This window comes from Streptomyces sp. AB3(2024) (assembly GCF_041862025.1).
GTDB lineage: Bacteria > Actinomycetota > Actinomycetes > Streptomycetales > Streptomycetaceae > Streptomyces.
In genome coordinates this window covers 1-22,561 of sequence record NZ_JBGWAB010000073.1, presented here as the reverse complement: position 1 = coordinate 22,561, position 22,561 = coordinate 1, and the positions used below count along the sequence as shown (strand labels likewise).

Sequence of the window (22,561 nt, the reverse complement as noted above, 5' to 3'; positions counted from 1 at the left end):
TCATGACCATGCAGTATTCAAGCAGTCAATCGGAATCTGACGTTCCGAAACCCGTCACTCCCGCGTCGACCTACCGTCTCCAACTGGGCCCCGCGTTCCCGTTCGCCGCGGCCGGAGCAGCCGTACCGTACCTCGCCTCGCTCGGCGTGTCACACCTGCACCTCTCCCCCGCGCTGGAGGCGGTGCCCGGGTCGGCGCACGGGTACGACGTCACCGACCACACCCGGGTACGGGCCGAGCTGGGCGGAGAGGAGGGCCTGCGGGCCCTGGCCGCGACGGCCCGGGCGCACGGACTGGGGATCGTCCTGGACATCGTGCCGAACCACATGGCGGTCCCGGACCCGCTGCGGCTGAACCGGCCGCTGTGGGAAGTGCTGCGGGAAGGGCCGCGCTCCCCGTACGCGCGCTGGTTCGACATCGACTGGGAGGCGGGGGGCGGACGGCTGCTGCTGCCGGTGCTCGGGGATCCGCCGCGGGCCGACGGCTTCCGCGTCGACGCGGACGGGGAGGTGCTGCGGTACGGGGAGGGCGACGCCGAACGGGAGTTCCCCCTACGGGCCGGAACGGCCGGGCTGCCCCTGCCGGAGCTGCTGGCCGCGCAGTGGTACCGGGTCGCCTGCTGGCGGGAGGCCCGCACCGCCTTGAACTACCGCCGCTTCTTCACCATTTCGGACCTGATCGGGGTACGGGTCGAGGACCCAGGGGTCTTCTCCGCCACCCACGCCAAGGTGCTGGAGCTGGTGCGCGACGGGGTGCTCCAGGGGCTGCGCGTCGACCACGTGGACGGACTGGCGGATCCCGAGGGGTACCTGCGGCGGCTGCGGGCGGCGGTGGGAGGGGACTGCTGGGTGGTGGTGGAGAAGATCCTGGCCCGCCAGGAGCGGCTGCCTCCCGGCTGGCCCGTGGCGGGCACGACCGGCTATGACGCCCTGCACCGCGTCGACGGACTGTTCGCCGACCCGGCGGGCACGGCGGAACTCGCCCGCGCCTACGCCGCCGCCACCGGCCTGCCCTCCTGGGAGGTGACCGCCGCCGCGGCGGCGCGGGAGGTGCTGACCGGCGACCTGGCCGCCGAACTGGCCCTGCTGGAACGCCTGGCCGGGCCGGAACTGGTTCCGGCGGTCCGGGAGTTGCTGATCGGCTACCCGGTGTACCGGCCCTACCCGGGCGGGGAGGTGGCCGAGGTGACGGCGGGGGCCGTCGGAGCGGTGGGGGCGTCCGAGGCGGTGGGGGCGTCCGGCCTGGACGGCGTACGCGAACTCGTGCTGCGGGACCCGGCCTTCGGGGCGCGCTTCGCCCAGACCTCCGCTGCTCTGCGGGCCAAGTCCCTGGAGGACCGCGCCTTCTACCGCTGGGCCCCGCTGCTGTCGGCCACCGAGGTCGGCGGCGAGCCGGGAGCCCCGGCGGTGTCGGTCGCGGAGTTCCACGCGTACTGCGCGGAACTGGAACGGGACTGGCCCGCCACGGGGACGGTGCTCTCCACTCACGACACGAAGCGCAGCGCGGACGTACGGGCCCGGATCGCGGCCCTGTCGCAGGCTCCGGGGGAGATGGGGGAGATGGGCCGAGTGGGGGGTGCGGGCCGAGTGGGGAGTGCGGCCAGCTCCGGGGACCCGCAGCTGGCGTGGGTGGCCCGGCAGAGCGCGCTCGGTCTCGGAGACGTCCCCGACCGGGGACCCCGGCTGGCGGCGGCCCTGCTCAAGGCCGCCCGGGAGTCGGGGCTGCGGACGTCCTGGACCGACCCCGACGAGGAGTACGAAGCCGGCATCGCGGACCTGGTCCCCGGGGAAGCGGCGGGGCTCCCCGGGCACTTGACGGAGGCGGCCCGCGCCAACATTCTGGGCATGACCCTGCTGCACCTGGCGATGCCGGGGGTGCCGGAGGTCTACCAGGGCTCGGAGACCGAGTACCGGGCGCTGGTGGACCCGGACAACCGCCGCCCGGCGGCGTTCCCGCGCGGGTCCCTGGCCGCCCTCGACGCGGGTACTGCCCCGCACGGCCTCGCGGCGGAGAAGCTCGCGCTGACGGCGGCCCTGCTCCGGCTGCGTCGCGACCGGCCCGCGCTGTTCACCGGGTACACCCCCCTGACGGCCTCCGGCCCGGCGGCCGACCACTGCGTGGCCTTCGCCCGCTCGGCCGACCTCGTCGCGGTGGCCACCCGGCTCTCCCACCGCCTGGCGGAATCGGGCGGCTGGAGCGGCACCGCCCTGATCCTGCCCCCGGGGCAGTGGCGCGCCGCCCAGGGGGCCCCGGGCGGGGGCACCCACGAGGGCGCTTACGAGGGACGGGTGCAACTGGCGAAGCTCCTGACCGACCTGCCGGCCATGGCCCTGGTCCGGGTGGGGTAGGGGCGGGGTCCCGCTCGGTCCGGATCAGGGAGGGTGTGGGGGTTTCCCGTCAGTCTCACTGTCCTTCCGTGTCGGGCCGGGCTGTCAAAGACTGTCGGGAAACCCCCAAAAGAACGGTCCACGGGGAAGTGAGGGAGGGGCGGGTGTCCCGGAGATGTGCGAGCCATCTCCGGCCCATCCCCCAATCCGGCCCCATGCGCGTGTCGGTCCAAGGCCCGGGGGCGGGCCGGACCGTCCGACACGACGACCGGGCCGTTCATCGGGCCCCGGCGCATCGGATCGCTACGCGCTTCGCCCGGCTCGGCGTCTGCGGGACGTCCGGGGCTGGGCATGAGCCGCCCACGGCCGTAGGTCCGGCCTTTCGGCGCGCCGGGGACCGGAGACGATCCGGGATCAGGCCGTACCCGGCCGGCGCTGGGCGTCCCGGCGGCCGATGAGGAACCAGATCGCGCTTCCGAGGAAGGGGGCCACGACGGCGAAGGCGGCCCAGGCCAGCTTCATCGCTCCGGTGAGACCGGACCTGGCGATGCTGACCAGAGCTCCGACGAACAGCACCGCGTAGGCGATACCGACGGCTATGACCACGACCATGGCCACGATCGCAACCGCGTTCTCGCTCGTAGCGGCAAGTGTCATCTGGTCTGCAAGCTGCGGATTCATCGTTGCTTCCTCGTGAAGGCGGATCTCGGCTGACACCAGCTTGTCCGCACCAGAGTGCCCAGAACGTCATACTTTGCTCCCGATTCCGTCATCCGGAAGTCTGACAATCGTCCAGAAATGTACGATCTGGCGAGCCACGGGCCGGCAGCTGCCTTGTCGTGCCGCGCGGCGGCGGGTCCGTGGACGCCCTCGGGTCTATCTCTTGACGGAGACGATCGACTCTTCGGGAGTGCGCCATGGGCCTCATCCACATCGAGCTGTTCGCGACCCTCGACCTCGTCGGGCAGGCGCCCGGCGGCCCCGACGAGGACCCGGTGGGGTTCCCGTTCGGCGGCTGGCAGGCGCCCCTGCTGGACGAGGTCGCCGGGGCGCAGATCGGCGCCGCGTACGAGGGCACGGACGCCCTCCTGCTCGGCCGGCGGACCTACGACATCTTCGCCGCCTACTGGCCCCACCAGAAGGGCGGCCAGGACAGCGAGATCGCCGGGCTCTTCAACAGCGTCCCGAAGTACGTGGCCTCGCGCGGCAGGCCCGACCTCTCGTGGGCCGGCTCCACGCAGCTCGGCCCGGACCTGGCCGGCGCGGTGCGCGAGATCCGTGAGCGGCACGAACACGTGAAGGTGGTCGGAAGCCTGAACCTCGTACAGACCCTCCTGCGCGAGAAGCTCTTCGACCGCCTCGACCTCTGGCTGCACCCGATCGTGCTCGGCGTCGGCAAGAAGGTGTTCGACGACGGCGCGGTGCCCACCAGCCTCACGCTCCTCGCTCCCCCGGCAGCCGGCCCGAAGGGCGCCGTGTACCTGCGCTACGGGCTCGCCGGCGGCACGCCCGCGACGGGGGACATGAGCGCACCCGACCGCGGCGTCGGGAGCGCCGGCTGAAGCCGCCCCGGCCATCGCGTTCGCCCCCGGGCCCGTCCGGGTGGTCGCACGGACGCAATGGCGTCCTACGGGAGCGTCCCCGTCCCGCCCCACCCACCGGGCTCGATCGTGTCTCGTGCCATGGCACCCGGTGGACTCCCCTGGACACGGGCCTCGTGGCGCCCTTGGGTCTTCGGGCCGGCGACGGCGGCGGCGCGGGCGCCGTCTGCCCACCGGGTCGGGGCGTCCGCACGAACGCGCCCGCGGTCGGGGCCGCCGAGTTCTACGACAAGGCTTTGGCCAGCGCTTTTGGTGCAGATTCGGGACGGAGTGAGCGGTAGGGGCCGTGCGGGACGGGCATGGCATCCCCTGTGACCCTCCTCCGTGACATGCGCTACCCCACCCCGCAGGAACTCGCCCTGGCCGCCCGGGCGCTGGTGGCCGAACATCCCGACCGGGCCGGGCTCCGGCAGACCGGTGTCTCCCGGGCCGGCCGGCCGCTGTGGCTGCTCTCCGTCACCGGGCGGGCCGGCGGCCCGCGGCGGGTGCTCGTCGTCGCCGGGGCCCATGCCAACGAACCCGTCGGCGGGGCGACCGCCCTGGAGCTCGCGCGACGGGTGGTCCGGGACGGCGGTGGCGGGGCGGACTGGCACTTCCTGCTCTGTGCCGATCCGGACGGCGCCGACCTGCACCGCACACCGCACCCCCGCTCGCTGCTGGACTACCACCACAACTTCTTCCGACCCCCCGGTCCCGAACAGCCGGAGTGGGCACCGTCGTTACTCACCCCGGACCGGCTCCCGCCCGAGACCCTCGCGCTGACGGCCCTCCTCGACGAACTGCGCCCCGTCCTGCAGGTCTCCCTGCACGGAACGGACCTCGGCGGGTCCTGGGTGCAGCTCACCCGGGACGTCCCCGGCCTCGCCGAGCCGTTCGCGAAGTCGGCCGCCGAGCTGCGGATCCCGGTGGAGACCGGGGCTTCCGACGCGGCCGGCTGGATCTCCCCCGGGCCCGGGATCTTCGTGATGCCGGAGACGGGGGCCGGGCCCGCGGGGGCGTTCCACCCGGAGGACACCCGGCTCAGCACCTGGTGCCACCCGGGCACGACGGCCATCGTCGAAGTCCCCATGTGGGCTTCCGACCTGGTGGACGACCCCGCCCCGCACCCCGACCCGCGGGGCGCCCTGCGGATGCTGGCCGGCCGGCTCACCGAGGACTCCGGGCGGGTGGCCGGCCTGCGCTCCGGAGCCCGGGGCACCGACCCCGGGTCCGCCGCACTGCTGCGCGCCGTGGACTGGACGCTCGGGCTGATCCCCCGGATCACGGCCGAGTGGACGGGGGCCGCGGCCCCGGCCGAGGCCACGGCGGCGGCGGTCGGCAGCATCGACGCGTTCGGGCGCAGACTGTCGCTGCGCGCCGCCGCGATGCTGCTACGGGTGCTGCGGACCCAGGGGCATCCGGCAGCGCCGGGCCTGGACCGGCTGGTGACGGGGTGGTGCGAGGAGTTCGCGGCCCGCTTCCAGGCCCGCTGGGTACCGGTGGCCACGCAGGTGGAGCACCAGGTCCGGACGGTCCTGGCCACGTACGAGCGGCTCTAGACCGGGCCGGGGATCCGGTCGGCCCCGCCCGTCACGCGCGGGGCCCGTCCGGCGGTCAGGCGACCCAGCCCCGGGCGACGACGACCGCCACACAGGCGATCCACGCGACCGCCCCGAGGGTCACGGCCACCGCCGCCCACCTGCCCCTGCGCGCCCGGTCCCGGTACCTGTCGCCGCTCACCGGGTCACCCCGGACGTGTGCGGGTGGTTCGCCAGCTCGGCGTTCTGCACCGTGACGGCGGACAGGTTCCCGACCGCCCAGGCGAGCCGCCTGGTCTCCGCCAGCGCTTCACAGACCCCGCACCCGGGGGTCGGAACCGGCTCCAACGGGTCCTGCGGGTGCGGGCGTGCGTTCGCGTCGTACACCGCCACTCCTCTCCGTAGTCGTTCCGCTACCAAGGAGCATCAGCGTGGCCTAGGGTCGGGGAACCCTTCAAGTAATCACCAGGGAAGGAAGAGTTGAGCTCGCGATGGTCAACCGCAAGGAGCTCCGCCCCGAGAGCAGCCCGGCAGCCGCCTACGGAGCACAGGTACGCAGGTCGAGGGAAGCCCGCAGGTGGAGCCAGGAGGACCTGGCCACACGGATGGGTTGCTCAAGTCAGCACGTCTCGGCAGTCGAAACTGCCCGCAAACCGCCAACCCTTCCTTTCTCGCGCAAGGCTGACGTCGTCTTCGGGACCGTCGGGAGCGCTGATTCCTTCGAGCGCGAGTGGCGCAACATCCGACACGGAAGCCTGCTGGAGGGCTTTCCGGAATACGTGGTCCACGAGGGACGGGCGGTCGAACTGCGGCTGTTCGAAATCGGGATCGTCCCCGGCCTGTTGCAGACACCGAAGTACGCGCGGGTCCTGGCGGACAGCGCCGTGCGACGAGGAGCCATCACGCCCGAGCAGGCCGAGGAGCGGGTCTCCTTCCTGGCGCAGCGACAGGCGGCGTTGGAGCGGGCCCGTCCGCCCATGGTGTTCGTCGTGATGGACGAGAGCTGCATCCGGCGGCCCGTCGGCGGATCCGAGGTTATGGACGCGCAGCTGGAACAGCTGGTGGCGTTCGCCGAGCACCCCGCCACCATGCTCCAGGTGGCGCCGTACGACATTGGCGAGCGTCGCACGTTCGACCTGCCGGTCAACCTGCTGACGCTCCCAGACCGGTCCGTCATCGCGTACGCCGAATCTCAGGCACAGGGACACCTGGACCGGGAAACGGCATCGGTGTTGCCCATGCTGACGGCCTACCATCAACTACAGGCTGAGGCGCTGTCGCAGGCGGCATCTGTGGCCATGATCCGCGAGTTACGAAAGGGCACTCCGTGACCACCTCATCCGATTCCACCCGCTGGTTCAAGTCCTCGTACAGCAACAACGGCGGCAACTGCGTCGAGGTTCGCGGCGACCTCGCCATCACGCTCGGTGTCGTCCCCGTCCGCGACTCCAAGACCCCCGGCGGCCCCGTGCTGAACGTGGCCGCCGACGCGTTCGCCGTGTTCGTGGCAGGCGTCAAGGCCGGAGCCGACGGGGTCTGACCGGACCCGGGCCCGCCGCTCCCCGAGCGGAGCGGCGGGGCCGGCGGGGCGTCAGCCCGTCGGCCAGGCGTAGCGGCGCTTGGGGTGGGACGCCGCGCCGAGGCGGTCGTAGAACCTGATCGCCCCTTCGTTCCAGTCGGGGGTCTGCCATTCGACGTGGCCGAGGCCCCGTTCGCGGGCGAGGTCCGCCACCGCGGCCATCAGGGCGGCGCCGAGGCCGTGGCCCCGGGCGTCCTCGGCGAGGTAGAGGCAGTCCATGTGGAGGTAGGAGCGGGCGTCCCAGAAGGCGAACTCCTCCGAACAGGCGGCGTATCCGGCGACCTCCCCGTCCGGGGTCTCGGCCAGCAGCACCCACAGCCGGGCGTCCTGCGCGAAGAGCAGGGGGCCGAGGCGGTCGGCGAGGCCGGGCGGGCGCGGCGCGGACCGCTCGTAGGCGACGTGCTCGTGGATGAGTTCGACGAGGCGCGGCAGATCCTCGGGGCGGGCGGGACGCACGGTGGGTGTGGGATTCATGGTCGCCATCCTCCGGCCTGCCCCGCGCCCGGAGCCCCCGGGCCCCTCTACTCCGACGAGAGCCGGAACAGCATCCGTCCGAAGCCGATCTGGTCGCCGTCGCGGACCACGGCCGAGCCCGTGACGCGGCGGCCGTTGACGGTGGTGCCGTTGGTGGAGCCGAGGTCCTTGAGGATCCAGGTGCCGTCGCGCAGGCTGAGCTCGGCGTGCGCGCGCGAGACCGTCTCGTGGCTGAGCCGCAGCCCGTTGCCGGGGTCGCGGCCGATCCGCAACGGGCCCGCGCCCGGGTGCGGGAAAAGCAGCCGGGGCAGCCGTTCGGCCTGCCAGGCGCGCCGTACGCCGGCGGACACGGCCGAGGCCCGGCCCACCCAGCCGAACAGCCGACTGGTCCAGGGGGCTTCGTTGCACCCGCGCGCGTGCAGGTCGGCGGTGAGCACGGCGAGGTCCTCGGCGCGCCGGGCGACGAGGGCGAGTTCCATGCGGCGCAGGAAGGTGTCGTGCGACAGCTTCCCGAGGGCCGCGCCCTCCCTGAGCTGGCCCAGCGCCAGGTCCCGCTCCTGGTCGGACAGGCGGGGGGCGGGGAAGGCGGGGAACTCGAAACTCGACGTCACAGGGTGATTGTCGGCCCGTCGGGTGCGGAGTGTCCAGAACTCCCCCGGTGGGCCCGGAATGATGGGCACGATTACGCATGCTGGACACCGCCGGAGACGAGGGGACCGTCCGTGCAGTTCGAGGTGTGGGCACCGCTGACAGGTCGGGTCGCCATGCGACTGAACGACGCCGACTACGAGATGACGCCCGATCCGGGCCCGGACCGCGCGGGCTGGTGGACCGTGGAGGCGCCGGCGGTGGACGGCGACCGGTACGGGTTCCGGCTGGGCGACGAACCGGTGGTGCGCCCGGATCCGCGGGGGCGGCGGCTGCCGGACGGCCCCGACGGCCTCTCGGCGGTGGTGGACTTCGGGCCGCTCACCCCGGAGGGCCCCGCTCCGCGCACCCCGTTGCAGGACGCCGTCCTGTACGAGCTGCACATCGGCACGTTCACCCCCGAGGGCACCTTCGACGCGGCGGCCGCCCGCCTCGGGCACCTCTCCGCGCTCGGGGTCACGCACGTGGAGCTGATGCCGGTCTGCCCCTTCCCCGGGCGGCACGGCTGGGGGTACGACGGGGTCGCGCCGTGGGCGGTGCACGAGCCGTACGGGGGTCCGGCGGGCCTGGCCCGGTTCGTGGCGGCGGCGCACGCGGCGGGGCTGGGGGTGGTGCTGGACGTGGTCCACAACCACCTGGGCCCCTCCGGGAACCACCTCCCGGCCTTCGGCCCCTATTTCACCGACACCCACCACACCCCCTGGGGCGCGGCGGTGAACCTGGACGCGCCCGGCTCCGACGAGGTCCGCGCCTACCTGACCGGCAGTGCGCTGGCGTGGCTGCGGGACTACCGGATCGACGGGCTGCGGCTGGACGCGGTGCACGCGCTGGCCGACGGGCGGGCGCTGACCTTCCTGGAGGAGCTGGCGGCGGCGGTGGACGGGCTGGCGGTGGAGACGGCCCGGCCGCTGTTCCTGATCGCCGAGTCCGACCAGTGCGACCCCCGGCTGACCACGCCCCGTACGGCGGGCGGGCTGGGCCTGAACGCGCAGTGGAACGATGACTTCCACCACGCGCTGCACTGCTCCCTGACCGGCGAATCCCAGGCGTACTACGCGGACTTCGCCGAGGCGCCGCTCGACGCCCTGGCCAAGACCCTGACCCGGGCGTTCTTCCACGACGGCACCTGGTCCTCCTTCCGGGGCCGCACCCACGGCCGGCCGGTCGACCGGCGGCGCACGCCCGCGCACCGGTTCCTCGGCTATGCGCAGACCCACGACCAGATCGGCAACCGGGCGCTGGGCGACCGCCTCGCCTCCTCCCTCTCCCCCGGGCTGCTGGCCTGCGCGGCGACGCTCACGCTGACCGGGCCGTTCGTGCCGATGCTCTTCATGGGCGAGGAGTGGGGGGCCCGGACACCCTGGCAGTACTTCACCGACCACCCGGACCCGGAGCTCGCGGAGGCGGTGCGCACGGGCCGGCGCCGGGAGTTCGCGGCGCACGGATGGAAGGCGGAGGAGGTCCCGGACCCGCAGGACCCGGCGACCCGGGAGCGGTCCTGCCTGGACTGGTCGGAGCACGGGCAGGATCCGCACGCCCGGCTGCTGGACTGGTACCGGACCCTGGTCGCGCTGCGCCGCGCGCAGCCGGACCTGCGCGACCCGGACCTGGCCGCGGTCCGGGTCGCCTACGACGAGGAGCGCCGCTGGGTGACCTTCCGGCGGGGCGACGTCCGGGTGGCGGTGAACCTGTCGCCGGAGCCGGTGACGATCGCGCTGGGCCGCAACGGGGTGCGGGTGCTGGCCGCCTGGGAGCCGCTGGAACACCCCGGGCCGGACGGGCGGATCCACCTGCCGGGCGAGTCGGCGGTGGTGCTGGGGCCGTAGGGGCTACTCGACGATCGCGAGTTCGCGCGGGGCGTTGTTCAGGCGGCGGCCGCCGTCGGCGGTCACCGTGACGATGTCCTCGATGCGGACGCCGAACCGGCCGGGCAGGTAGACGCCCGGCTCCACGGAGAAGCACATGCCGGGCAGGAGGGGCTGTTCCTCGCCCTCGATCATGTACGGCGGCTCGTGGGTGGTGACGCCGATCCCGTGGCCGGTGCGGTGGATGAACCGCTCGCCGTAGCCGAACTCGGTGATCACCGCGCGGGCGGCCCGGTCCACGTCCTGGCAGGCCGCTCCGGGGCGGACGGCGGCGAAGCCGGCCTGCTGGGCCTCGCGGACGATGTCGTGGACGCGCTGCTCCTCCGCGGTGGGCTCGCCGACGTGGACGGTGCGGGAGATGTCGGAGCCGTAGCCGTGCTTGAGGCCGCCGAAGTCGAGAACGACCATGTCGCCGCGCCCGATGACGCGTTCGCCGGCCTCGTGGTGCGGGTTGGCGCCGTTGGGGCCGGAGCCGACGACGGTGAAGTCCACCTGGGAGTGGCCGTGGACGCGGAGCAGGTCGGCCAGGTCGGCGGCCACGTCGCTCTCGCGGCGGCCGGCGAAGGGGACGTGCAGGATCTGGGCGTAGGCGGCGTCGGCGGCCTCTCCGGCGGCGGCGAGGCGGGCCAGTTCCCGTTCGTCCTTGACGGCGCGCAGCATCGGCAGGGCGTCGGTCAGGGGGGTGTAGGAGGTGGTGGGCAGCTCCCCCTGCAGGCCGAGGAGGTGCAGGGCCCAGGTGTTGTCGCTGACGCCGAAGCGGCCGGTGACGTCGAGCAGGGGTGCGGTGATCCCGTACGGGTTCTTGCCGTCGGTCCAGTCGCGCAGGGTCAGGGCGCCCGCGCCGGGCGCCTTGGCCGCGTCGGGGGCCTCCAGGGCGGGGACGACGAGGACGGGGTCCTGGCCGGCGGCGAGGACGAGCAGGGTGAGCCGCTCGGTGTCGACGGGGCGGTAGCCGGTCAGGTGGGTGAGGTCCGGCCCGGGGGCGATGAGCAGCCCGGCCAGTCCGGCGTCGGCGGCGCTCTGCGCCGCGGCGGCCATCCGGGCGGCGTAGTCGGCGGTGGTGAAGGGGGTGGTGTCGGCGTGGACCGGGTCAGGAGTCATACGGGGATCCTGCCGTGAGGCGGGCGGCGAGCGCAGCGGCCGCGCCGGACAAAGTGGCGGGCGCGAGCAGTTCCGTACGGTGCACCAGACGCGGGGCGGCGATCGGTACGCAGACCCCCGCGCCGGCGGCTTCGGCGACGCGGCGGGGCAGCAGGACGAGGCCGTGTCCGGCGGCGGCCAGGGCGCACAGGGCGCGCAGGTCGGTGCCCTCGTAGCGCAGTGCGCGCCGGGCGGCGGTGAGCGGCAGGCCCACGTCGGGGGCGTCGAGCCAGCGGGCGTCGGCGAGGTCGTCGAGGCGGACGGCGTCGCGGCCGGCGAAGGGGTGCCCGGCGGGGAACAGCACGGCCAGTTCCTCCTCGTCCACGCCGGTGACCCGAAGCGGGGCCACGTCGGGCAGCCGGAGCGGATCGCTGGGGGCGGCCGGGCCGTCGACGAGGCCGAGGTCGCAGTCCCCGGCGGCGACGGCGGCGGGCACCGCGTCGGGGGGCAGGATCCGCAGGGTGACGCCGGTGGCGGGCAGGGCGGCGAGCAGCCGGGGGCCGACGGCGAGCGGGGAGGCGGCGAGGGTGATCCGGCCGGGCGGTGCGGCGGCCAGCCGCAGGACGTCGGCGCGGGCGGCGTCGAGCCTCAGCAGCAGTGGCCCGGCGTGTTCCAGCAGCCGCGCTCCGGCGGGGGTGGGTGCGACGGGGCGTCGGGTGAGCAGTTCGGTCCGCAGGTCGGCCTCCAGTGCGGCGATGTGCTGCGAGACGGCGGACTGGGTGTAGCCGAGTTCGCGGGCGGCGGCGGAGAAGGAGGAGAGGCGGGCCACGGCGACGAAGGTGCGGAGCAGGTGCGGGTCCATGCCTCCAGGATGGCATCAGCTTTGCTTATCGATGGTGCAGGAACAATCGTTGGCGCTGAAGTGGGATCGGCCCGCAGGATGATCCACATGACCACCACCGCCGCCACCACCACCGCCCCGCTCTCCCCCGTCGCCCGGATCGCCCTCGTCGGTGACCGCTCCCCGCACGTGAAGTCCCACACCCGGATCCCGCTCCTGCTCCAGGCGCTGGAGGCGCGCGACGGGCTCGTCCTCGACGCCTGCTGGATCCCGACCGCGGAGGCGGAGGCCGAGGCGGCCGCCGGGACGCTGGCCCGCTTCGACGCCGTGTGGGTGCTGCCGGGCAGCCCGTACGCCAGCGAGGCCGGGGCGCTGGCCGCGATCCGCGTGGCCCGGGAGGAGGGCATCCCCTTCCTCGGCACCTGCGGCGGCTTCCAGCACGCCCTGTTGGAGTACGCCCGTGGCGTCTGCGGGCTGCGGGACGTCGCGCACGCCGAGAACGACCCCGGGGCGGCGGACCCGCTGATCGCGCCGCTGGCCTGCTCACTGGTGGGGCACGAGGGGCTGGTCCTGGCGGAGCCGGGCTCGCTCGCCGAGTCCTCGCTGGGCGCCGAGCGGTCGATGGAGCGCTACCACTGCAACTACGGCCCGGCCCCCCGGCACCTTCCGGCGCTGACCGGACACGGGCTGCGGCTGACGGGCCACGACGAGGACGGGCAGGTGCGGATCGTGGAGCTGCCCGGGCACCCCTTCTTCCTCGCCACCCTCTTCCAGCCGGAGCTCGCCGGGGACGGCAGCAGGCCGCACCCGGTGATCCGGGCGCTGGCCGCGGCCGCGGTGGCCCGCGCCGCCCTGCGCGCGGACAGCGTCACGGCCAGGCTCGCCACCACCCTGGCCGGCAGCCGGGCGGCCGGATAACCGGTCGCGGGAGCACCCGCCCGATCGGCTATGCTGTGCATGCACAACGAACGGGCGGTACGCCGCCCTTCGTGGTGGGTGTAGCTCAGTTGGTAGAGCACCTGGTTGTGGTCCAGGTGGCCGCGGGTTCAAGTCCCGTCACTCACCCTTTTCGGTCCCGATGGGGGCCACGAGGTTCTCCTCGTGGCCCCCATCGGCGTATCCGCCCGCGGGGACACCACGACACCCCTGCCGCCCGGGTGTGCGGACGACAACTCTCCCCGGACGGCGCCCCGGTGGCAGACTCGCGATCATGCCGGAGGACACCGCCGAAGCGCGTGCACACGATGATCACCTGCGCATGTACGCGGCCCACTACCCCGAGGTCGTCGGGGCCGGGTCGCTGCGCGACGCGTTGCGGGCGGAGGCCGACCGCGCCGGGTACGGGCTCGACGTCGGAGTCCCGCCGACCCCGGTCGCACGCCTGACGGCGGCGCGGGTATCGGCCGGCGACCGGGTGGCGTACGTCACGATGGACGTCCGGCGGCGCGAGTTCCGCGTCCACTGCCGGCCCTCCGCCGACGGCGACGGGCCGGCGGTCCTGGGCGGCACCGGGGACCTGTCCGCGGTGGTCGCGGCGCTGCACTCCTGGGTGCGGGGGGCCCGGCCGGCGGAGCTCACCGCCCGCTGGCCCTTCCTCGCGGCCCGGGAGGCGTCCGCGTCCGGGGTCACCGGTGCCGTCGAGGGTCCGGCCGCGGTGGCGGCCCGATGGGAGTGGATGCGCGAGTCCGCCGCCACGTTCCCGTACCCCGGGCGGCACGAGCTCGTCGAGGCCGCCTTCCGCGAGCCCCGGCTGCGGGTCCTGTCCCCCGGTATGAGCATGCAGTGGCTCCGCTTCAGCCGTCGCGCGACCCCGCCGATCCTCTTCGTGCTGCCCATGGCCATGCCGCTCGGGGACGGACGCCGCTACCGGGTCCGGACGTCCGACGGAGAGGTGCGGGAGGTCACCGGCGCCGCCGAGGCCGTCGCGGCCGTCCTGGCCGGCCTGCCCGACGACATCACGGCCCCGCCGGACGGGCCCCGGGACCGGCCGTCGGGCCCGTGACGTCCCGCGCTCACCGGGCGCGGAGGAAGGCCTCCACCTCCGTGGCGAAGGCCACCGGGGTCTCGTGCGGCGGGTAGTGGCCGGAGCCGGGGATCGTGACGATCCTGCAGTTCGGGTACCAGGCCTGCCAGGTCGCGCGCATCACCTCGGCGGTGAGGGCGAGGTCGTACTCCCCGACGAGGACCAGCACGGGCACGGTGTTGCCCTTGACGGCGGCGGACAGGTCGGCCGGCTGCCAGCTCGCGAGGTACGCCGCGAAGGCCTCGGGGCGGGAGACCGCGAGGGAGTGCGCCACCATTCCGTCCAGCCAGTGGCGGCTCGCGCGGTTGCCGGTGACCAGGTCGAGAATGATCCGGCGCTTCTCGGGATCCTCGGCGGCGCCGTGGAAGAGGGCGTGGGTCTGGTCGTCCATCGCGTAGGGGGAGGCCGGGACCGGGGCGAGCCCGATCAGCTTCTCGATCCGCTCGGGGGCGCGCACCAGCACCTGCTGGACGGCCTTGCCGCCCATGGAGTGGCCGAGCAGGGAGAAGGTGTCCCAGCCGAGCTGATCGGCGAGCCCGAGGACGTCGTCGGCGATCTCGGGGAGGCTGTAGCGGCCGGTGACGTCCCGGCGATCGCCGTAGCCCCGGTAGTCGAGGAAGGCGTACGAGAACCCCTCCGGGTCCAGGTGGTCCAGTACGGAACCCCAGTTCGCGGAGGTTCCGAACCAGTCGTGCAGCACGATGACGCGTACGGGCCCGGTGCCGATCCTGCGGTGGGCGATGGCCATGCGTTCTCCCTCGGTGACGGGGTGGACGGGAACCGACGCCGTACGTTCTGCCCAGCGGGCCTACCATCACACCACCGCCCGCGGCCGGGGCTACGCCACCGTGTACTCGGTATCGCCGAAGTCGGCCACGACCCGCAGGCGACCGCCGAGCGCCTCCACGTAGGAGCGGAGGGTGGCGACCTCCGTCCGGTCGGTCTCGCCGTTCTCGATGGCCGACACCCGTGGGGCCGAGACGCCCATCGTCTCCGCGACGTCCTTCTGGGTCAGGGCCTGCTCCTGGCGGATCTCGGCCAGCCGGTACGCCCGGACCTCGGCCGTGAGCCGGTCCATGGCCGCCTGCTTCTCCGCGGCGGACCGTACCGGCAGACCGGCCGCCACCCGGCGCTCGCGCGCCTGGCGCTTGGCCTCCTCCCAACCGACAGCACTCATTCGTACTCCCTGGTCTCCAGCTCGGCGATGTGGTTCCGATAGCGCTTCTCCGCGAGCGGAACGTTGGCTTCGTACCACCCTGCCAGTTTCGGGCCTTGTCCCCGGCCACGAGCAACACCGCTCGGCGGACCGGATCGAAGGCGAAGAGGATGCGGATCTCACTACCGCCCGAGGAACCGGGCCGCAGCTCCTTCATGTGGTGCTGTTCCGCGCCCTTGATGCGGTCGACCAGCGGCCGTCCGAGGGTCGGTCCGAACACCGCGAGCGCGTCCACCGCGTCTTCCACCTGCTCGGCGCTGCCCCAGTCGGTCTCGGCCAGCGCCTGGAACCACTCCGCCACCTCGCTCACGAGGATCACTTCCCATTGAGCCACGCCCGCGAAGTTAACGCAAGCGTTAACTTCGCGGGCGGTGGAGTCGGGCACGTTCACCCGTACGGGCGTGGGTCAGACGGTCTTGAGCGCCGGGTCCGAGACGCCCGGGGCGCCCGTTTCCACGTGGCCGGCGAAGCGGCGCAGGAAGGTGGCGTCGGCGTCGGAGACGACGGTGACGTCGTACCAGCGGCCCGTCGTGCGCAGGTCGACGGTGGTGGAGACGGTGGCGCCGGGGTTGACCTTGAAGGTCTGGGGGGCGCCGCCGTAGGCGTTGGTCACGGTGAGGTTGACCGCCGCGGTGCCCCCGTTGGTCAGGGTGAGGGCGAGGTTGCCGGCGGCGTCCACGTGGCGGGCCGTGACCTCGGGGCCGGCCTTCTTCGCCGGGCCCTTCCAGGTGCGCAGGAAGCCGTTGGGGCCCCAGACCGTGAGGTCGATCTTGTTGCCGGTGGAGCTGCTGGTGCTCCAGGTGTCGGAGACGGTCTTGCCCGCCTCGACCGTGTAGGGCCAGGGGCCGTCCGTACGGTTGCCCGAGGTGCTGTGGAAGTGGGCTCCGAGGGAGGGGCCGGAGGAGAAGGTCAGGGTGAACTTGCCCGTGGACACGGTGGCCTTGCCGTCCACGTACGGGCTGTAGCCGAGCGCGCGGGTCGGCTTGGAGCCGGCCTCCTGCTTCGGCAGGGTGCCCGTCGCCGGCGGGACCGGGTGGTAGGACGGGTGGGCGTTGTGGTCCGGCGGTACGTAACCGGCCGTGGACGGGAGCGCCGCCGGGGAGGCGTCCGCCTTCGTGAAGTCGAACGCCGAGGTCAGGTCACCGCAGACCGCGCGGCGCCACGGCGAGATGTTGGGCTCCTGCACCCCGAAGCGCTTCTCCATGAAGCGGATCACCGAGGTGTGGTCGAAGGTCTCGGAGCAGACGTAGCCGCCCTTGCTCCACGGGGAGACGACGATCATCGGGACGCGGGGGCCGAGCCCGTAGGGGCCGGCCGCATAGCCGGCGCTCCCGGCGTACAGGTCGCGGGTGACGTCGGCCGTGGACAGGCCCCAGGCCGAGGACGCCGGCGGGTACGGCGGCACGACGTGGTCGAAGAAGCCGTCGTTCTCGTCGTAGGTGATGAAGAAGGCGGTCTTCGCCCACACCGCCGGGTTCGCGGTCAGCGCGTCCAGGACCTGCGCGATGTACCAGGCGCCGAAGTTGACGGGCCAGTTCGGGTGCTCGCTGAAGGCCTCGGGCGCGGCGATCCAGGAGACCTGGGGCAGGGTGCCGGCCACCACGTCGGCGCGCAGCTTGTCGAAGTAGCCCTCGCCCGCCTTGGCGTTGGTGCCCGTACGCGCCTTCTCGTACAGGGCGCTGCCCGGCTGGGCGTTGCGGTAGTTGTTGAAGTAGAGGAGGGAGTTGTCGCCGTAGTTGCCGCGGAAGGCGTCGCTGATCCAGCCCCAGCCGCCGGCCGCGTTCAGGCCGTCGCCCACGTCCTGGTAGATCTTCCAGGAGACCCCGGCCGCCTCCAGGCGCTCGGGGTAGGTCTTCCAGCCGTAGCCCGCTTCCTGGTTGCCGAGGACCGGTCCGCCGCCGGTGCCGTCGTTGCCCGTGTGTCCCGTCCACATGTAGTAGCGGTTGGGGTCGGTGGCGCCGATGAAGGAGCAGTGGTAGGCGTCGCAGACCGTGAAGGCGTCGGCGAGGGCGTAGTGGAACGGGATGTCGTTCCGGGTCATGTACGCCATGGTGGTGGCCGTCTTGGCCGGGACCCACTTGTCGTACTTGCCGTTGTTGTACGCCTGGTGGCCGCCGGCCCAGTCGTGGTTGAGGCCTTCGACGAACTGCATGCCCAGGTCGTTGACCTGCGGGTTGAAGGGGAGGATGTCCTTCGTGCCGTTGGACTGGTAGAAGACCGACTTGCCGTTGTCCTGGAGGACGGGCCGCGGGTCTCCGAAGCCGCGGACGCCCTTCATCGAGCCGAAGTACTGGTCGAAGGACCGGTTCTCCTGCATCAGTACGACGATGTGCTCGATGTCCTGGATGGTTCCGGTGGTGCCCTGCGCGGGGATGGCGGCGGCCCGCGCGATGCTCTCGTTGAGCATCGTGGCGGCGGCGGTGCCGCCCGCGATCTGGAGGAACCGGCGTCGGTTGAGTTCAGCCATGGGTGACGACCTCTGGGGGTGAGGGGGGGGAGTCGAGGGGCGCCCCAAGGACAGCGGCCCCGGGGTACCGCACGGAGATCCCCGGCTGACGCGGGGCGGTACAGCGGGCGAACGGAAGGCCCTGCGGAGCGCCGCGCGGGGGTTGTGGGGGCGGCTGTGCGGTGGAGCTGCGGTGGCACTGCGGTGGCTGGGCGGAAAGCCTGCCGCGCGCGGCGTTCGTCTGGTGGAATGACCTCCTCGACACTGCACGGGGGGCGCAGAGCGTATGGCGGGGACCGAGTACGGCCGTTCCGCCGGTCCGTCGTGCGCCGCGCCGCCGACGCCGGGGTCCGGGCCGGGAGTGGCACGGTACGGGGAACCACGGGCCGCGCAACAGACCCGGGAGCCACAGGAGTTCGCGATTTCGGGTACGCCCCCGGTCCGGGCGGGGGCGGGCGCGTGAACCTTCCGCAGCTCCACTACGGCTGGGCCCCGCCCGGACCCGACGGCTCCGGGTCGCGCTTCACGGCGGTCACCGACGGCGTCCCGGCGGCCCTGTTGCACGAGGCGGAACGGCTCGTGGCGTACGAGGCGCCGGAGCCGGGCGGGGCCGTTCCGGAGGCGCTGAGCCTGAGCCTGCTCTCCGACGGCAGCCGGCTGCTGGCCCGCTCGGCGTACACCGGCGGCGACGGGACGGGCTTCCACGCGCACGCCGTGCACCTGCCGCAGCGCGCCGGTTCCGGCCCGGTCCGCGGGGCCCTGCCGATCACCTCCTGGGGGTCGCCCCAGTGGGCGGCGCGGACCCCGCCCGGCGGACCCCCGCCGCCGCTGGACGCCGTGCCCGTCCCGGGGCGGCACGACCCGGCCGCGCTGGCGGAGTTCGTGGCCGCGCGGGAGGCGTGGCTGGCACCCTTCTTCGCCGATGTGCGGCGGCTCGTGGAGGAGCCGGGGGCACCGCGGATCGTGCTGGTGGAGCCGGACAGCGCGGCCGTGGCCCGCTGGGTCATGCTCGCGTGCAGCGTGCTGCCCCACCAGCGCGGGCAGTGGCTGACCTTCACCACGTACACCGCCCGGCCGGGACTCGCCCCGCAGGGCCTCGTCGGCGTCCTGGCCGGGGAAGGGGCTGCCGCCGCCCTGGCCGCCCTGGAGGAGGGGTGCCGGATCCACGAGCCGGGGCGCGGGTCCGCGCCGCGGGCCGGTGGGGACGCCGGGGACGTCTTCGACGTCTGGGCGGGGACGGCGGCGCGGATCTGGCTGGCGCGGCGGCCGGAGCTGTTCGCGCGGGTGCGGGAGCTGCCCGGGGGACCGTACGAGGCCGGGCCCCTGGCCGCGCTCGCGCTCGGGGCCGGGATCCGGCTGGACGCGGCGGGCCGGGCCGCGGCCGAGGCGTGGACGGCCGCGCACCCGGACCCGTCGCCGACGCGGCCGCGGCCGGCGCTCACCGACCCGGACCGGGAACCGGGCACGCCGGCCGGGCTCCTGCGGGAGGCCGCGCGGCAGGGAACGGACACCACCGGGGAGCTGCCCGAGACGGCGCGCAGGGTGGCGTTCGCGCTGTTCACCGATCCGGACCGGGCGTACGGGGAGGAGACGCGGGCCGGGCTCGACGAGCTGCCGGTCCTGCGGGCCCTCGTACTCGACCGGCTGGACGCGCTCGCGGCGGGCGATCCGCCCGCCGGGAGGGAGCTGTTCGCGCGGACGGGGCTGCGGCTGCGGGCGGCGGAGGCCCTGCCGCACCTGCGGATGTGCGCGGCGGCGCAGGCGGTCGTACGGGAGGCCCCTGACCGGCCCGGGGCGCTGGACTCGCTGCTGCGGGCCTCCGGCGTCTCCCCTTACGCGGAGCCGCTGGTCCTGCGGACCGCGGTGCGGCTCGTGTGGGGCGGGCGGCGGCCCGACCCGGACGAGGCCGGGCTGGTCCTGGCCACGATGGGGGCGGCGGTCCACCGGGAGGCGGGCACCTGGGAGCTGTTCGTCCCGGCGGCTCCGCCGGGAGCGGCGCCGGCCGGCGGCCGGGCGGAGTCCGGAGCCCCGCGGGAGGCGGCACCCGGGGGGCGGCAGTACGGCACCCTCGCGGGGCCGGACCGGCCGACGCCCCCGGAGGGATCCGGAGCCCGCGGCGAGGCGGGACCGCCGCTCCGGGCCGGGAAGGGGCCGACGCCCACGCCCGGGGGCGAACCTGCGCCCAAGACCGGGACCGGCACCGGCACCGAGACCGGGCGGACGCCGGGGGCAGGGGTCGGGCCCGCGCCCGAGGCCGGACCGACGCCCGGGACCGGGACCGGACCGACGCCCGGGGCGCGGGTGCGGACGGACGGACCGGACTCCGGCCGTGCGGGCGTCGCCGCGCGGCTGCTCGGCGAGGAGCGGGCGGAGGGGGCCGTGCGGGTGCTGTTCGAGAGCGAGGACGCCGCGTTGCTGGCCGCCTACCGGGAGGCGGCACGCGGCGAGGCGGTGCGGGAGCGGCTGCGGAGTTCGCCGCGCTACCTCGCGGACTGCTTCGCCGTCTGGTCCGCCCACCCGCAGGCCGGGCCGTTGTGGCGCCAGGCCCGTACCGATCTGCTGGAGGAGGTGCTCCGGCCGGTCGTACGGGAACTGCCGTCCGAGCACCTCGCGGAGGCCGAGCGGGAGCTGGCCCGGCTCGGCCGCAGCCGGGCGGAGGAGTTCCGGGCCTGGCTGCGCCCGGGGCCGGGGGCTCGGCTGCGGGGGCTGTTCGGCCGCCGATCGGCCGGGTGACGGCCCCCCAGCCGCCGAGCAGTTCGGTGATCTCCCGTGCCGGGGACAGGGCCAGGGCCCCGCTGCCCGCGCCCGGCCCCGCCGTAATGATGTCGACGAGGCGTCACATACGACTCATCGGCACGGAGGGCGGGCGTCCTACTCAGCGCGCACCACGTGTACTTGAGCATCCGTACTCAGGCCGGGGCCGGTCCGGCGCGTCATCGTGAGGGCATGTTCATTCAGCAGCCTGACCCGCGGCCGCGCGCCGGGATAACCGCCGTCGGCGCCCTGTTGCCCGAGGACGTCCTGTCCTCCGACGACCTCCAGCGGGAGGTGACCCGGCGCAGTGGCATCGCGCTCCCGCCGGGGACGTTGACGCGGGCGACCGGGATCCTGACGCGGCGGATCGCGGCCGAGGGGGTGTTCGCCTCGACGCTCGCGGTGGGCGCGGCCCGCCGGGCGCTGGACTCCGCCGGACTCGCCCCGCTCGACGTGGACCTGCTGGTCTTCGCCTCGGCTTCCCGGGACATGGTCGAGCCGGCCACCGCGCACATCGTGCAGGCCGCGCTCGGGTCGCGGGCGCACGCCGTGGACGTCACCAACGCCTGCAACAGCTTCGTCAACGGCATCGACCTCGCCCGGAGCATGGTCCTGGCCGGGCGGGCGCAGCGGGCGCTGGTGGTCACCGGGGAAACCCCGAGCCGTGCGGTGCGCACCGACCCGGCCGACTTCGCCGGGTTCCGCAGCGGGTTCGCCGGTTACACCTTCGGCGACGCGGGGGCGGCCGTGGTGGTGGAGGCGGTGGAGCGCGGCGGGATCCTGGACGTGGACACCGAGACGCACTCGGAGCACTGGGAGGTCGGGGGCATACCGGGCGGCGGGTCGCGGCACCCGCGCGGGGACGCGTACACGTACTTCCGGGGGGACGGGCGGGAGTTGCGCGGGGTCTTCGAGAAGGTGGGCACGGCGGTCATCGACCGCACGCTGCACCGGACGGGGCTGGACTGGGACGGCTTCGCGAAGGTGCTGGTGCACCAGGTGACGGTGCCGTACCTGGAACGGTTCGCGGAGCTGACCGGGGTGCCCGGGGAGAAGCTGGTGGTGACGGTGCCGGAGCTGGGCAACGTGGCCAGCGCGAGCATCGGGGTGCAGCTGGACCGGGTCTTCGGCGGCCTCGCCGCCGGGGAGCGGGTGCTGTTCGTGGGCCTGGGGGGCGGCGTCAGCATCATGACGATGGTGTGGGAGAAGTCGTGAACGCGCCGATGTGGGTGGTGGTGCCCGCGTACGAGGAGGAGGCGCGGCTCGCCTCGACGCTGGCGGCGCTGGCGGCGCAGCGGGACCGGGAGTTCACCCTGCTGGTGGTAGACAACGCCTCCACGGACGGTACGGCCGCCATCGCGAGGGAGTTCGCGCGGCGGGCGCCGTTCCCGGTGGAGGTGATCGAGGAGCCGGAGAAGGGGGTCGGCTCGGCCGTGGACACCGGGTTCCGGTACGCGATCGCGCGCGGCGCGGCCCTGCTGGCCCGGACGGACGCCGACTGCCTGCCCCGGCCGGGCTGGACGGGCGCCGCGCGGGCGGCGCTGCTGGAGCGCCCCGGGCTGGTCTGCGGGCGGGTCACGGCGCGCCGCGACGAGCACGGGCCCCTGGGCCGGGCCGGTTTCGCGGGGCTGGTCGCGGTGGCCGCGCTGTTCGGACGGCTGCGGCCGCAGCACTCCCGGCGGGGCGGGTTCAAGGCCCCGTACCGGATGCACGCGGGGAACAACATGGCCATCACCGCGGAGCTGTACCTGGCCGTCGGCGGGATGCCCCGGCGGCCCTCGCCGACGGACCGGCTCTTCCTGAACGCGGTGCGCCGCCACACGGACCGGATCACCCGCTGCCGGGGGATGGTCGTGGAGAACTCGACGCGTCGGCTGCGGGCGTACGGACTCGCCGGGACCGCCCGCTGGTACCTCGACCAGGGCAGCGGCACGCACGGAACGGACCCGCGCTGATGCTGGACCGACTGGAACACGCGCTGCGCGCCCGGCCCGAGCGGCCCGCCGTGCTGGCCGCGACCCGTACGGGAGCCACCCGGGTGAGCGCCACCCGCGGTGAACTCGTCGAGCTGGCGGACGCGTACGCCGCCGCCCTGCACGCGCGCGGGCTGCGCCCCGGGGACACCGTGGGGGTGGCGGTGCGGCCGGGGCCGCGCGCGCTGGCGGTGCTGCTCGCGCTGTGGCGGCTGGT

22 protein-coding genes, 1 tRNA gene and 1 pseudogene are annotated in these 22,561 nt (G+C 74.3%); 13 read left to right on the top strand and 11 right to left on the bottom strand.

The window, feature by feature from the left end; all coding sequences use genetic code 11:
* Positions 1 to 8: 8 nt before the first annotated feature.
* Complete coding sequence (gene treY / locus ACEPPI_RS25245; protein WP_373917564.1) at positions 9 to 2,348, top strand: malto-oligosyltrehalose synthase; 2,340 nt, start codon at positions 9 to 11, stop codon at positions 2,346 to 2,348.
* A 393-nt stretch (positions 2,349 to 2,741) separates the two neighbouring features.
* Here the strand turns inward: treY and ACEPPI_RS25240 are convergent, their stop codons facing one another.
* Positions 2,742 to 3,008, bottom strand: coding sequence for a PLD nuclease N-terminal domain-containing protein (locus tag ACEPPI_RS25240; protein ID WP_373917551.1), 267 nt, complete (start codon positions 3,006 to 3,008; stop codon positions 2,742 to 2,744).
* Positions 3,009 to 3,244: 236 nt separating this feature from the next.
* On the opposite strand from ACEPPI_RS25240, the gene ACEPPI_RS25235 reads away from it, so the two are divergent.
* Together ACEPPI_RS25235 and ACEPPI_RS25230 are read left to right on the top strand one after the other, a co-directional pair.
* Positions 3,245 to 3,889 (top strand): dihydrofolate reductase family protein, encoded by a 645-nt coding sequence (locus ACEPPI_RS25235; protein ID WP_373917550.1) that lies wholly within the window; start codon positions 3,245 to 3,247, stop codon positions 3,887 to 3,889.
* A gap of 368 nt (positions 3,890 to 4,257) precedes the next feature.
* The gene (locus tag ACEPPI_RS25230; RefSeq protein WP_373917549.1) at positions 4,258 to 5,466 is read left to right on the top strand and encodes a M14 family zinc carboxypeptidase; all 1,209 of its coding nucleotides are present in this window, start codon (positions 4,258 to 4,260) and stop codon (positions 5,464 to 5,466) included.
* Positions 5,467 to 5,521: 55 nt separating this feature from the next.
* On the opposite strand, the gene ACEPPI_RS25225 is transcribed toward ACEPPI_RS25230, so the two are convergent.
* Both ACEPPI_RS25225 and ACEPPI_RS25220 read right to left on the bottom strand, forming a co-directional pair.
* Positions 5,522 to 5,647 (bottom strand): hypothetical protein, encoded by a 126-nt coding sequence (locus ACEPPI_RS25225; protein WP_373917548.1) that lies wholly within the window; start codon positions 5,645 to 5,647, stop codon positions 5,522 to 5,524.
* Positions 5,644 to 5,832, bottom strand: coding sequence for a hypothetical protein (locus ACEPPI_RS25220; RefSeq protein ID WP_373917547.1), 189 nt, complete (start codon positions 5,830 to 5,832; stop codon positions 5,644 to 5,646). The genes ACEPPI_RS25225 and ACEPPI_RS25220 overlap by 4 nt, the downstream gene beginning before the upstream one ends.
* Positions 5,833 to 5,936: 104 nt before the next feature.
* On the opposite strand from ACEPPI_RS25220, the gene ACEPPI_RS25215 reads away from it, so the two are divergent.
* Both ACEPPI_RS25215 and ACEPPI_RS25210 read left to right on the top strand, forming a co-directional pair.
* Entirely contained in the window at positions 5,937 to 6,776 is an 840-nt protein-coding gene (locus tag ACEPPI_RS25215; RefSeq protein WP_373917546.1) for a Scr1 family TA system antitoxin-like transcriptional regulator, read from the top strand.
* Positions 6,773 to 6,985, top strand: coding sequence for a DUF397 domain-containing protein (locus ACEPPI_RS25210; protein WP_373917545.1), 213 nt, complete (start codon positions 6,773 to 6,775; stop codon positions 6,983 to 6,985). Before ACEPPI_RS25215 ends, ACEPPI_RS25210 begins: the two co-directional genes overlap by 4 nt.
* Before the next feature lie 51 nt (positions 6,986 to 7,036).
* Here the strand turns inward: ACEPPI_RS25210 and ACEPPI_RS25205 are convergent, their stop codons facing one another.
* The gene (locus ACEPPI_RS25205) at positions 7,037 to 7,498 is read right to left on the bottom strand and encodes an N-acetyltransferase family protein (RefSeq protein WP_373917544.1); all 462 of its coding nucleotides are present in this window, start codon (positions 7,496 to 7,498) and stop codon (positions 7,037 to 7,039) included.
* A 47-nt stretch (positions 7,499 to 7,545) separates the two neighbouring features.
* Positions 7,546 to 8,109, bottom strand: a complete 564-nt coding sequence (locus ACEPPI_RS25200; RefSeq protein ID WP_373917543.1) for an FHA domain-containing protein — start codon at positions 8,107 to 8,109, stop codon at positions 7,546 to 7,548.
* A 111-nt stretch (positions 8,110 to 8,220) separates the two neighbouring features.
* On the opposite strand from ACEPPI_RS25200, the gene treZ reads away from it, so the two are divergent.
* Positions 8,221 to 9,972, top strand: coding sequence for a malto-oligosyltrehalose trehalohydrolase (gene treZ / locus ACEPPI_RS25195; RefSeq protein WP_373917542.1), 1,752 nt, complete (start codon positions 8,221 to 8,223; stop codon positions 9,970 to 9,972).
* A gap of 3 nt (positions 9,973 to 9,975) precedes the next feature.
* Here the strand turns inward: treZ and ACEPPI_RS25190 are convergent, their stop codons facing one another.
* Positions 9,976 to 11,112 (bottom strand): M24 family metallopeptidase, encoded by a 1,137-nt coding sequence (locus ACEPPI_RS25190; protein ID WP_373917541.1) that lies wholly within the window; start codon positions 11,110 to 11,112, stop codon positions 9,976 to 9,978.
* Positions 11,102 to 11,953, bottom strand: a complete 852-nt coding sequence (locus ACEPPI_RS25185) for a LysR family transcriptional regulator (protein WP_373917540.1) — start codon at positions 11,951 to 11,953, stop codon at positions 11,102 to 11,104. The genes ACEPPI_RS25190 and ACEPPI_RS25185 overlap by 11 nt, the downstream gene beginning before the upstream one ends.
* Before the next feature lie 87 nt (positions 11,954 to 12,040).
* On the opposite strand from ACEPPI_RS25185, the gene ACEPPI_RS25180 reads away from it, so the two are divergent.
* From ACEPPI_RS25180 to ACEPPI_RS25170, 3 genes are all read left to right on the top strand, one after another.
* Positions 12,041 to 12,850, top strand: a complete 810-nt coding sequence (locus tag ACEPPI_RS25180) for a hypothetical protein (RefSeq protein WP_373917539.1) — start codon at positions 12,041 to 12,043, stop codon at positions 12,848 to 12,850.
* Between the two features lie 74 nt (positions 12,851 to 12,924).
* Positions 12,925 to 12,997, top strand: a tRNA-His gene (locus ACEPPI_RS25175).
* Between the two features lie 145 nt (positions 12,998 to 13,142).
* Positions 13,143 to 13,934 carry a DUF6193 family natural product biosynthesis protein gene (locus tag ACEPPI_RS25170; protein WP_373917538.1) on the top strand — a complete coding sequence of 264 codons (792 nt, stop codon included), beginning with the start codon at positions 13,143 to 13,145 and terminating at the stop codon, positions 13,932 to 13,934.
* Positions 13,935 to 13,944: 10 nt separating this feature from the next.
* On the opposite strand, the gene ACEPPI_RS25165 is transcribed toward ACEPPI_RS25170, so the two are convergent.
* The 4 genes and pseudogenes from ACEPPI_RS25165 to ACEPPI_RS25150 all read right to left on the bottom strand — a co-directional run bounded on the left by ACEPPI_RS25165 (position 13,945) and on the right by ACEPPI_RS25150 (position 17,638).
* Positions 13,945 to 14,703, bottom strand: coding sequence for an alpha/beta fold hydrolase (locus ACEPPI_RS25165; RefSeq protein ID WP_373917537.1), 759 nt, complete (start codon positions 14,701 to 14,703; stop codon positions 13,945 to 13,947).
* 90 nt (positions 14,704 to 14,793) lie between these two features.
* The gene (locus tag ACEPPI_RS25160; RefSeq protein WP_373917536.1) at positions 14,794 to 15,132 is read right to left on the bottom strand and encodes an XRE family transcriptional regulator; all 339 of its coding nucleotides are present in this window, start codon (positions 15,130 to 15,132) and stop codon (positions 14,794 to 14,796) included.
* Positions 15,129 to 15,490 (bottom strand): annotated as a pseudogene (locus ACEPPI_RS25155) (type II toxin-antitoxin system RelE/ParE family toxin). The gene ACEPPI_RS25160 and the pseudogene ACEPPI_RS25155 overlap by 4 nt, the downstream one beginning before the upstream one ends.
* Before the next feature lie 87 nt (positions 15,491 to 15,577).
* Positions 15,578 to 17,638, bottom strand: coding sequence for a phosphocholine-specific phospholipase C (locus ACEPPI_RS25150; protein ID WP_373917535.1), 2,061 nt, complete (start codon positions 17,636 to 17,638; stop codon positions 15,578 to 15,580).
* Positions 17,639 to 18,076: 438 nt separating this feature from the next.
* Between ACEPPI_RS25150 and ACEPPI_RS25145 the strand changes: the two genes are divergently transcribed.
* From ACEPPI_RS25145 to ACEPPI_RS25130, 4 genes are all read left to right on the top strand, one after another.
* The gene (locus tag ACEPPI_RS25145) at positions 18,077 to 20,350 is read left to right on the top strand and encodes a GTPase-associated protein 1-related protein (RefSeq protein WP_373917534.1); all 2,274 of its coding nucleotides are present in this window, start codon (positions 18,077 to 18,079) and stop codon (positions 20,348 to 20,350) included.
* A 213-nt stretch (positions 20,351 to 20,563) separates the two neighbouring features.
* A complete protein-coding gene (locus ACEPPI_RS25140; RefSeq protein ID WP_373917533.1) occupies positions 20,564 to 21,586 on the top strand; it encodes a 3-oxoacyl-ACP synthase III family protein in 1,023 nt (340 codons plus the stop codon).
* The gene (locus tag ACEPPI_RS25135; RefSeq protein ID WP_373917532.1) at positions 21,583 to 22,326 is read left to right on the top strand and encodes a glycosyltransferase family 2 protein; all 744 of its coding nucleotides are present in this window, start codon (positions 21,583 to 21,585) and stop codon (positions 22,324 to 22,326) included. The genes ACEPPI_RS25140 and ACEPPI_RS25135 overlap by 4 nt, the downstream gene beginning before the upstream one ends.
* The coding region (locus ACEPPI_RS25130) for an AMP-binding protein (RefSeq protein WP_373917531.1) at positions 22,326 to 22,561 on the top strand (236 nt) is incomplete at its 3' end. The genes ACEPPI_RS25135 and ACEPPI_RS25130, both read left to right, overlap by 1 nt.

Bases quoted from the DNA above. Each gene is read 5' to 3' on its own strand.
- treY (WP_373917564.1), top strand. From the start codon at position 9: ATGCAGTATTCAAGCAGTCAATCGGAATCTGACGTTCCGAAACCCGTC.
- ACEPPI_RS25240 (WP_373917551.1), bottom strand. From the start codon at position 3,008: ATGAATCCGCAGCTTGCAGACCAGATGACACTTGCCGCTACGAGCGAG.
- ACEPPI_RS25235 (WP_373917550.1), top strand. From the start codon at position 3,245: ATGGGCCTCATCCACATCGAGCTGTTCGCGACCCTCGACCTCGTCGGG.
- ACEPPI_RS25230 (WP_373917549.1), top strand. From the start codon at position 4,258: ATGCGCTACCCCACCCCGCAGGAACTCGCCCTGGCCGCCCGGGCGCTG.
- ACEPPI_RS25215 (WP_373917546.1), top strand. From the start codon at position 5,937: ATGGTCAACCGCAAGGAGCTCCGCCCCGAGAGCAGCCCGGCAGCCGCC.
- ACEPPI_RS25205 (WP_373917544.1), bottom strand. From the start codon at position 7,498: ATGAATCCCACACCCACCGTGCGTCCCGCCCGCCCCGAGGATCTGCCG.
- ACEPPI_RS25190 (WP_373917541.1), bottom strand. From the start codon at position 11,112: ATGACTCCTGACCCGGTCCACGCCGACACCACCCCCTTCACCACCGCC.
- ACEPPI_RS25185 (WP_373917540.1), bottom strand. From the start codon at position 11,953: ATGGACCCGCACCTGCTCCGCACCTTCGTCGCCGTGGCCCGCCTCTCC.
- ACEPPI_RS25180 (WP_373917539.1), top strand. From the start codon at position 12,041: ATGACCACCACCGCCGCCACCACCACCGCCCCGCTCTCCCCCGTCGCC.
- ACEPPI_RS25170 (WP_373917538.1), top strand. From the start codon at position 13,143: ATGCCGGAGGACACCGCCGAAGCGCGTGCACACGATGATCACCTGCGC.
- ACEPPI_RS25165 (WP_373917537.1), bottom strand. From the start codon at position 14,703: ATGGCCATCGCCCACCGCAGGATCGGCACCGGGCCCGTACGCGTCATC.
- ACEPPI_RS25160 (WP_373917536.1), bottom strand. From the start codon at position 15,132: ATGAGTGCTGTCGGTTGGGAGGAGGCCAAGCGCCAGGCGCGCGAGCGC.
- ACEPPI_RS25150 (WP_373917535.1), bottom strand. From the start codon at position 17,638: ATGGCTGAACTCAACCGACGCCGGTTCCTCCAGATCGCGGGCGGCACC.
- ACEPPI_RS25140 (WP_373917533.1), top strand. From the start codon at position 20,564: ATGTTCATTCAGCAGCCTGACCCGCGGCCGCGCGCCGGGATAACCGCC.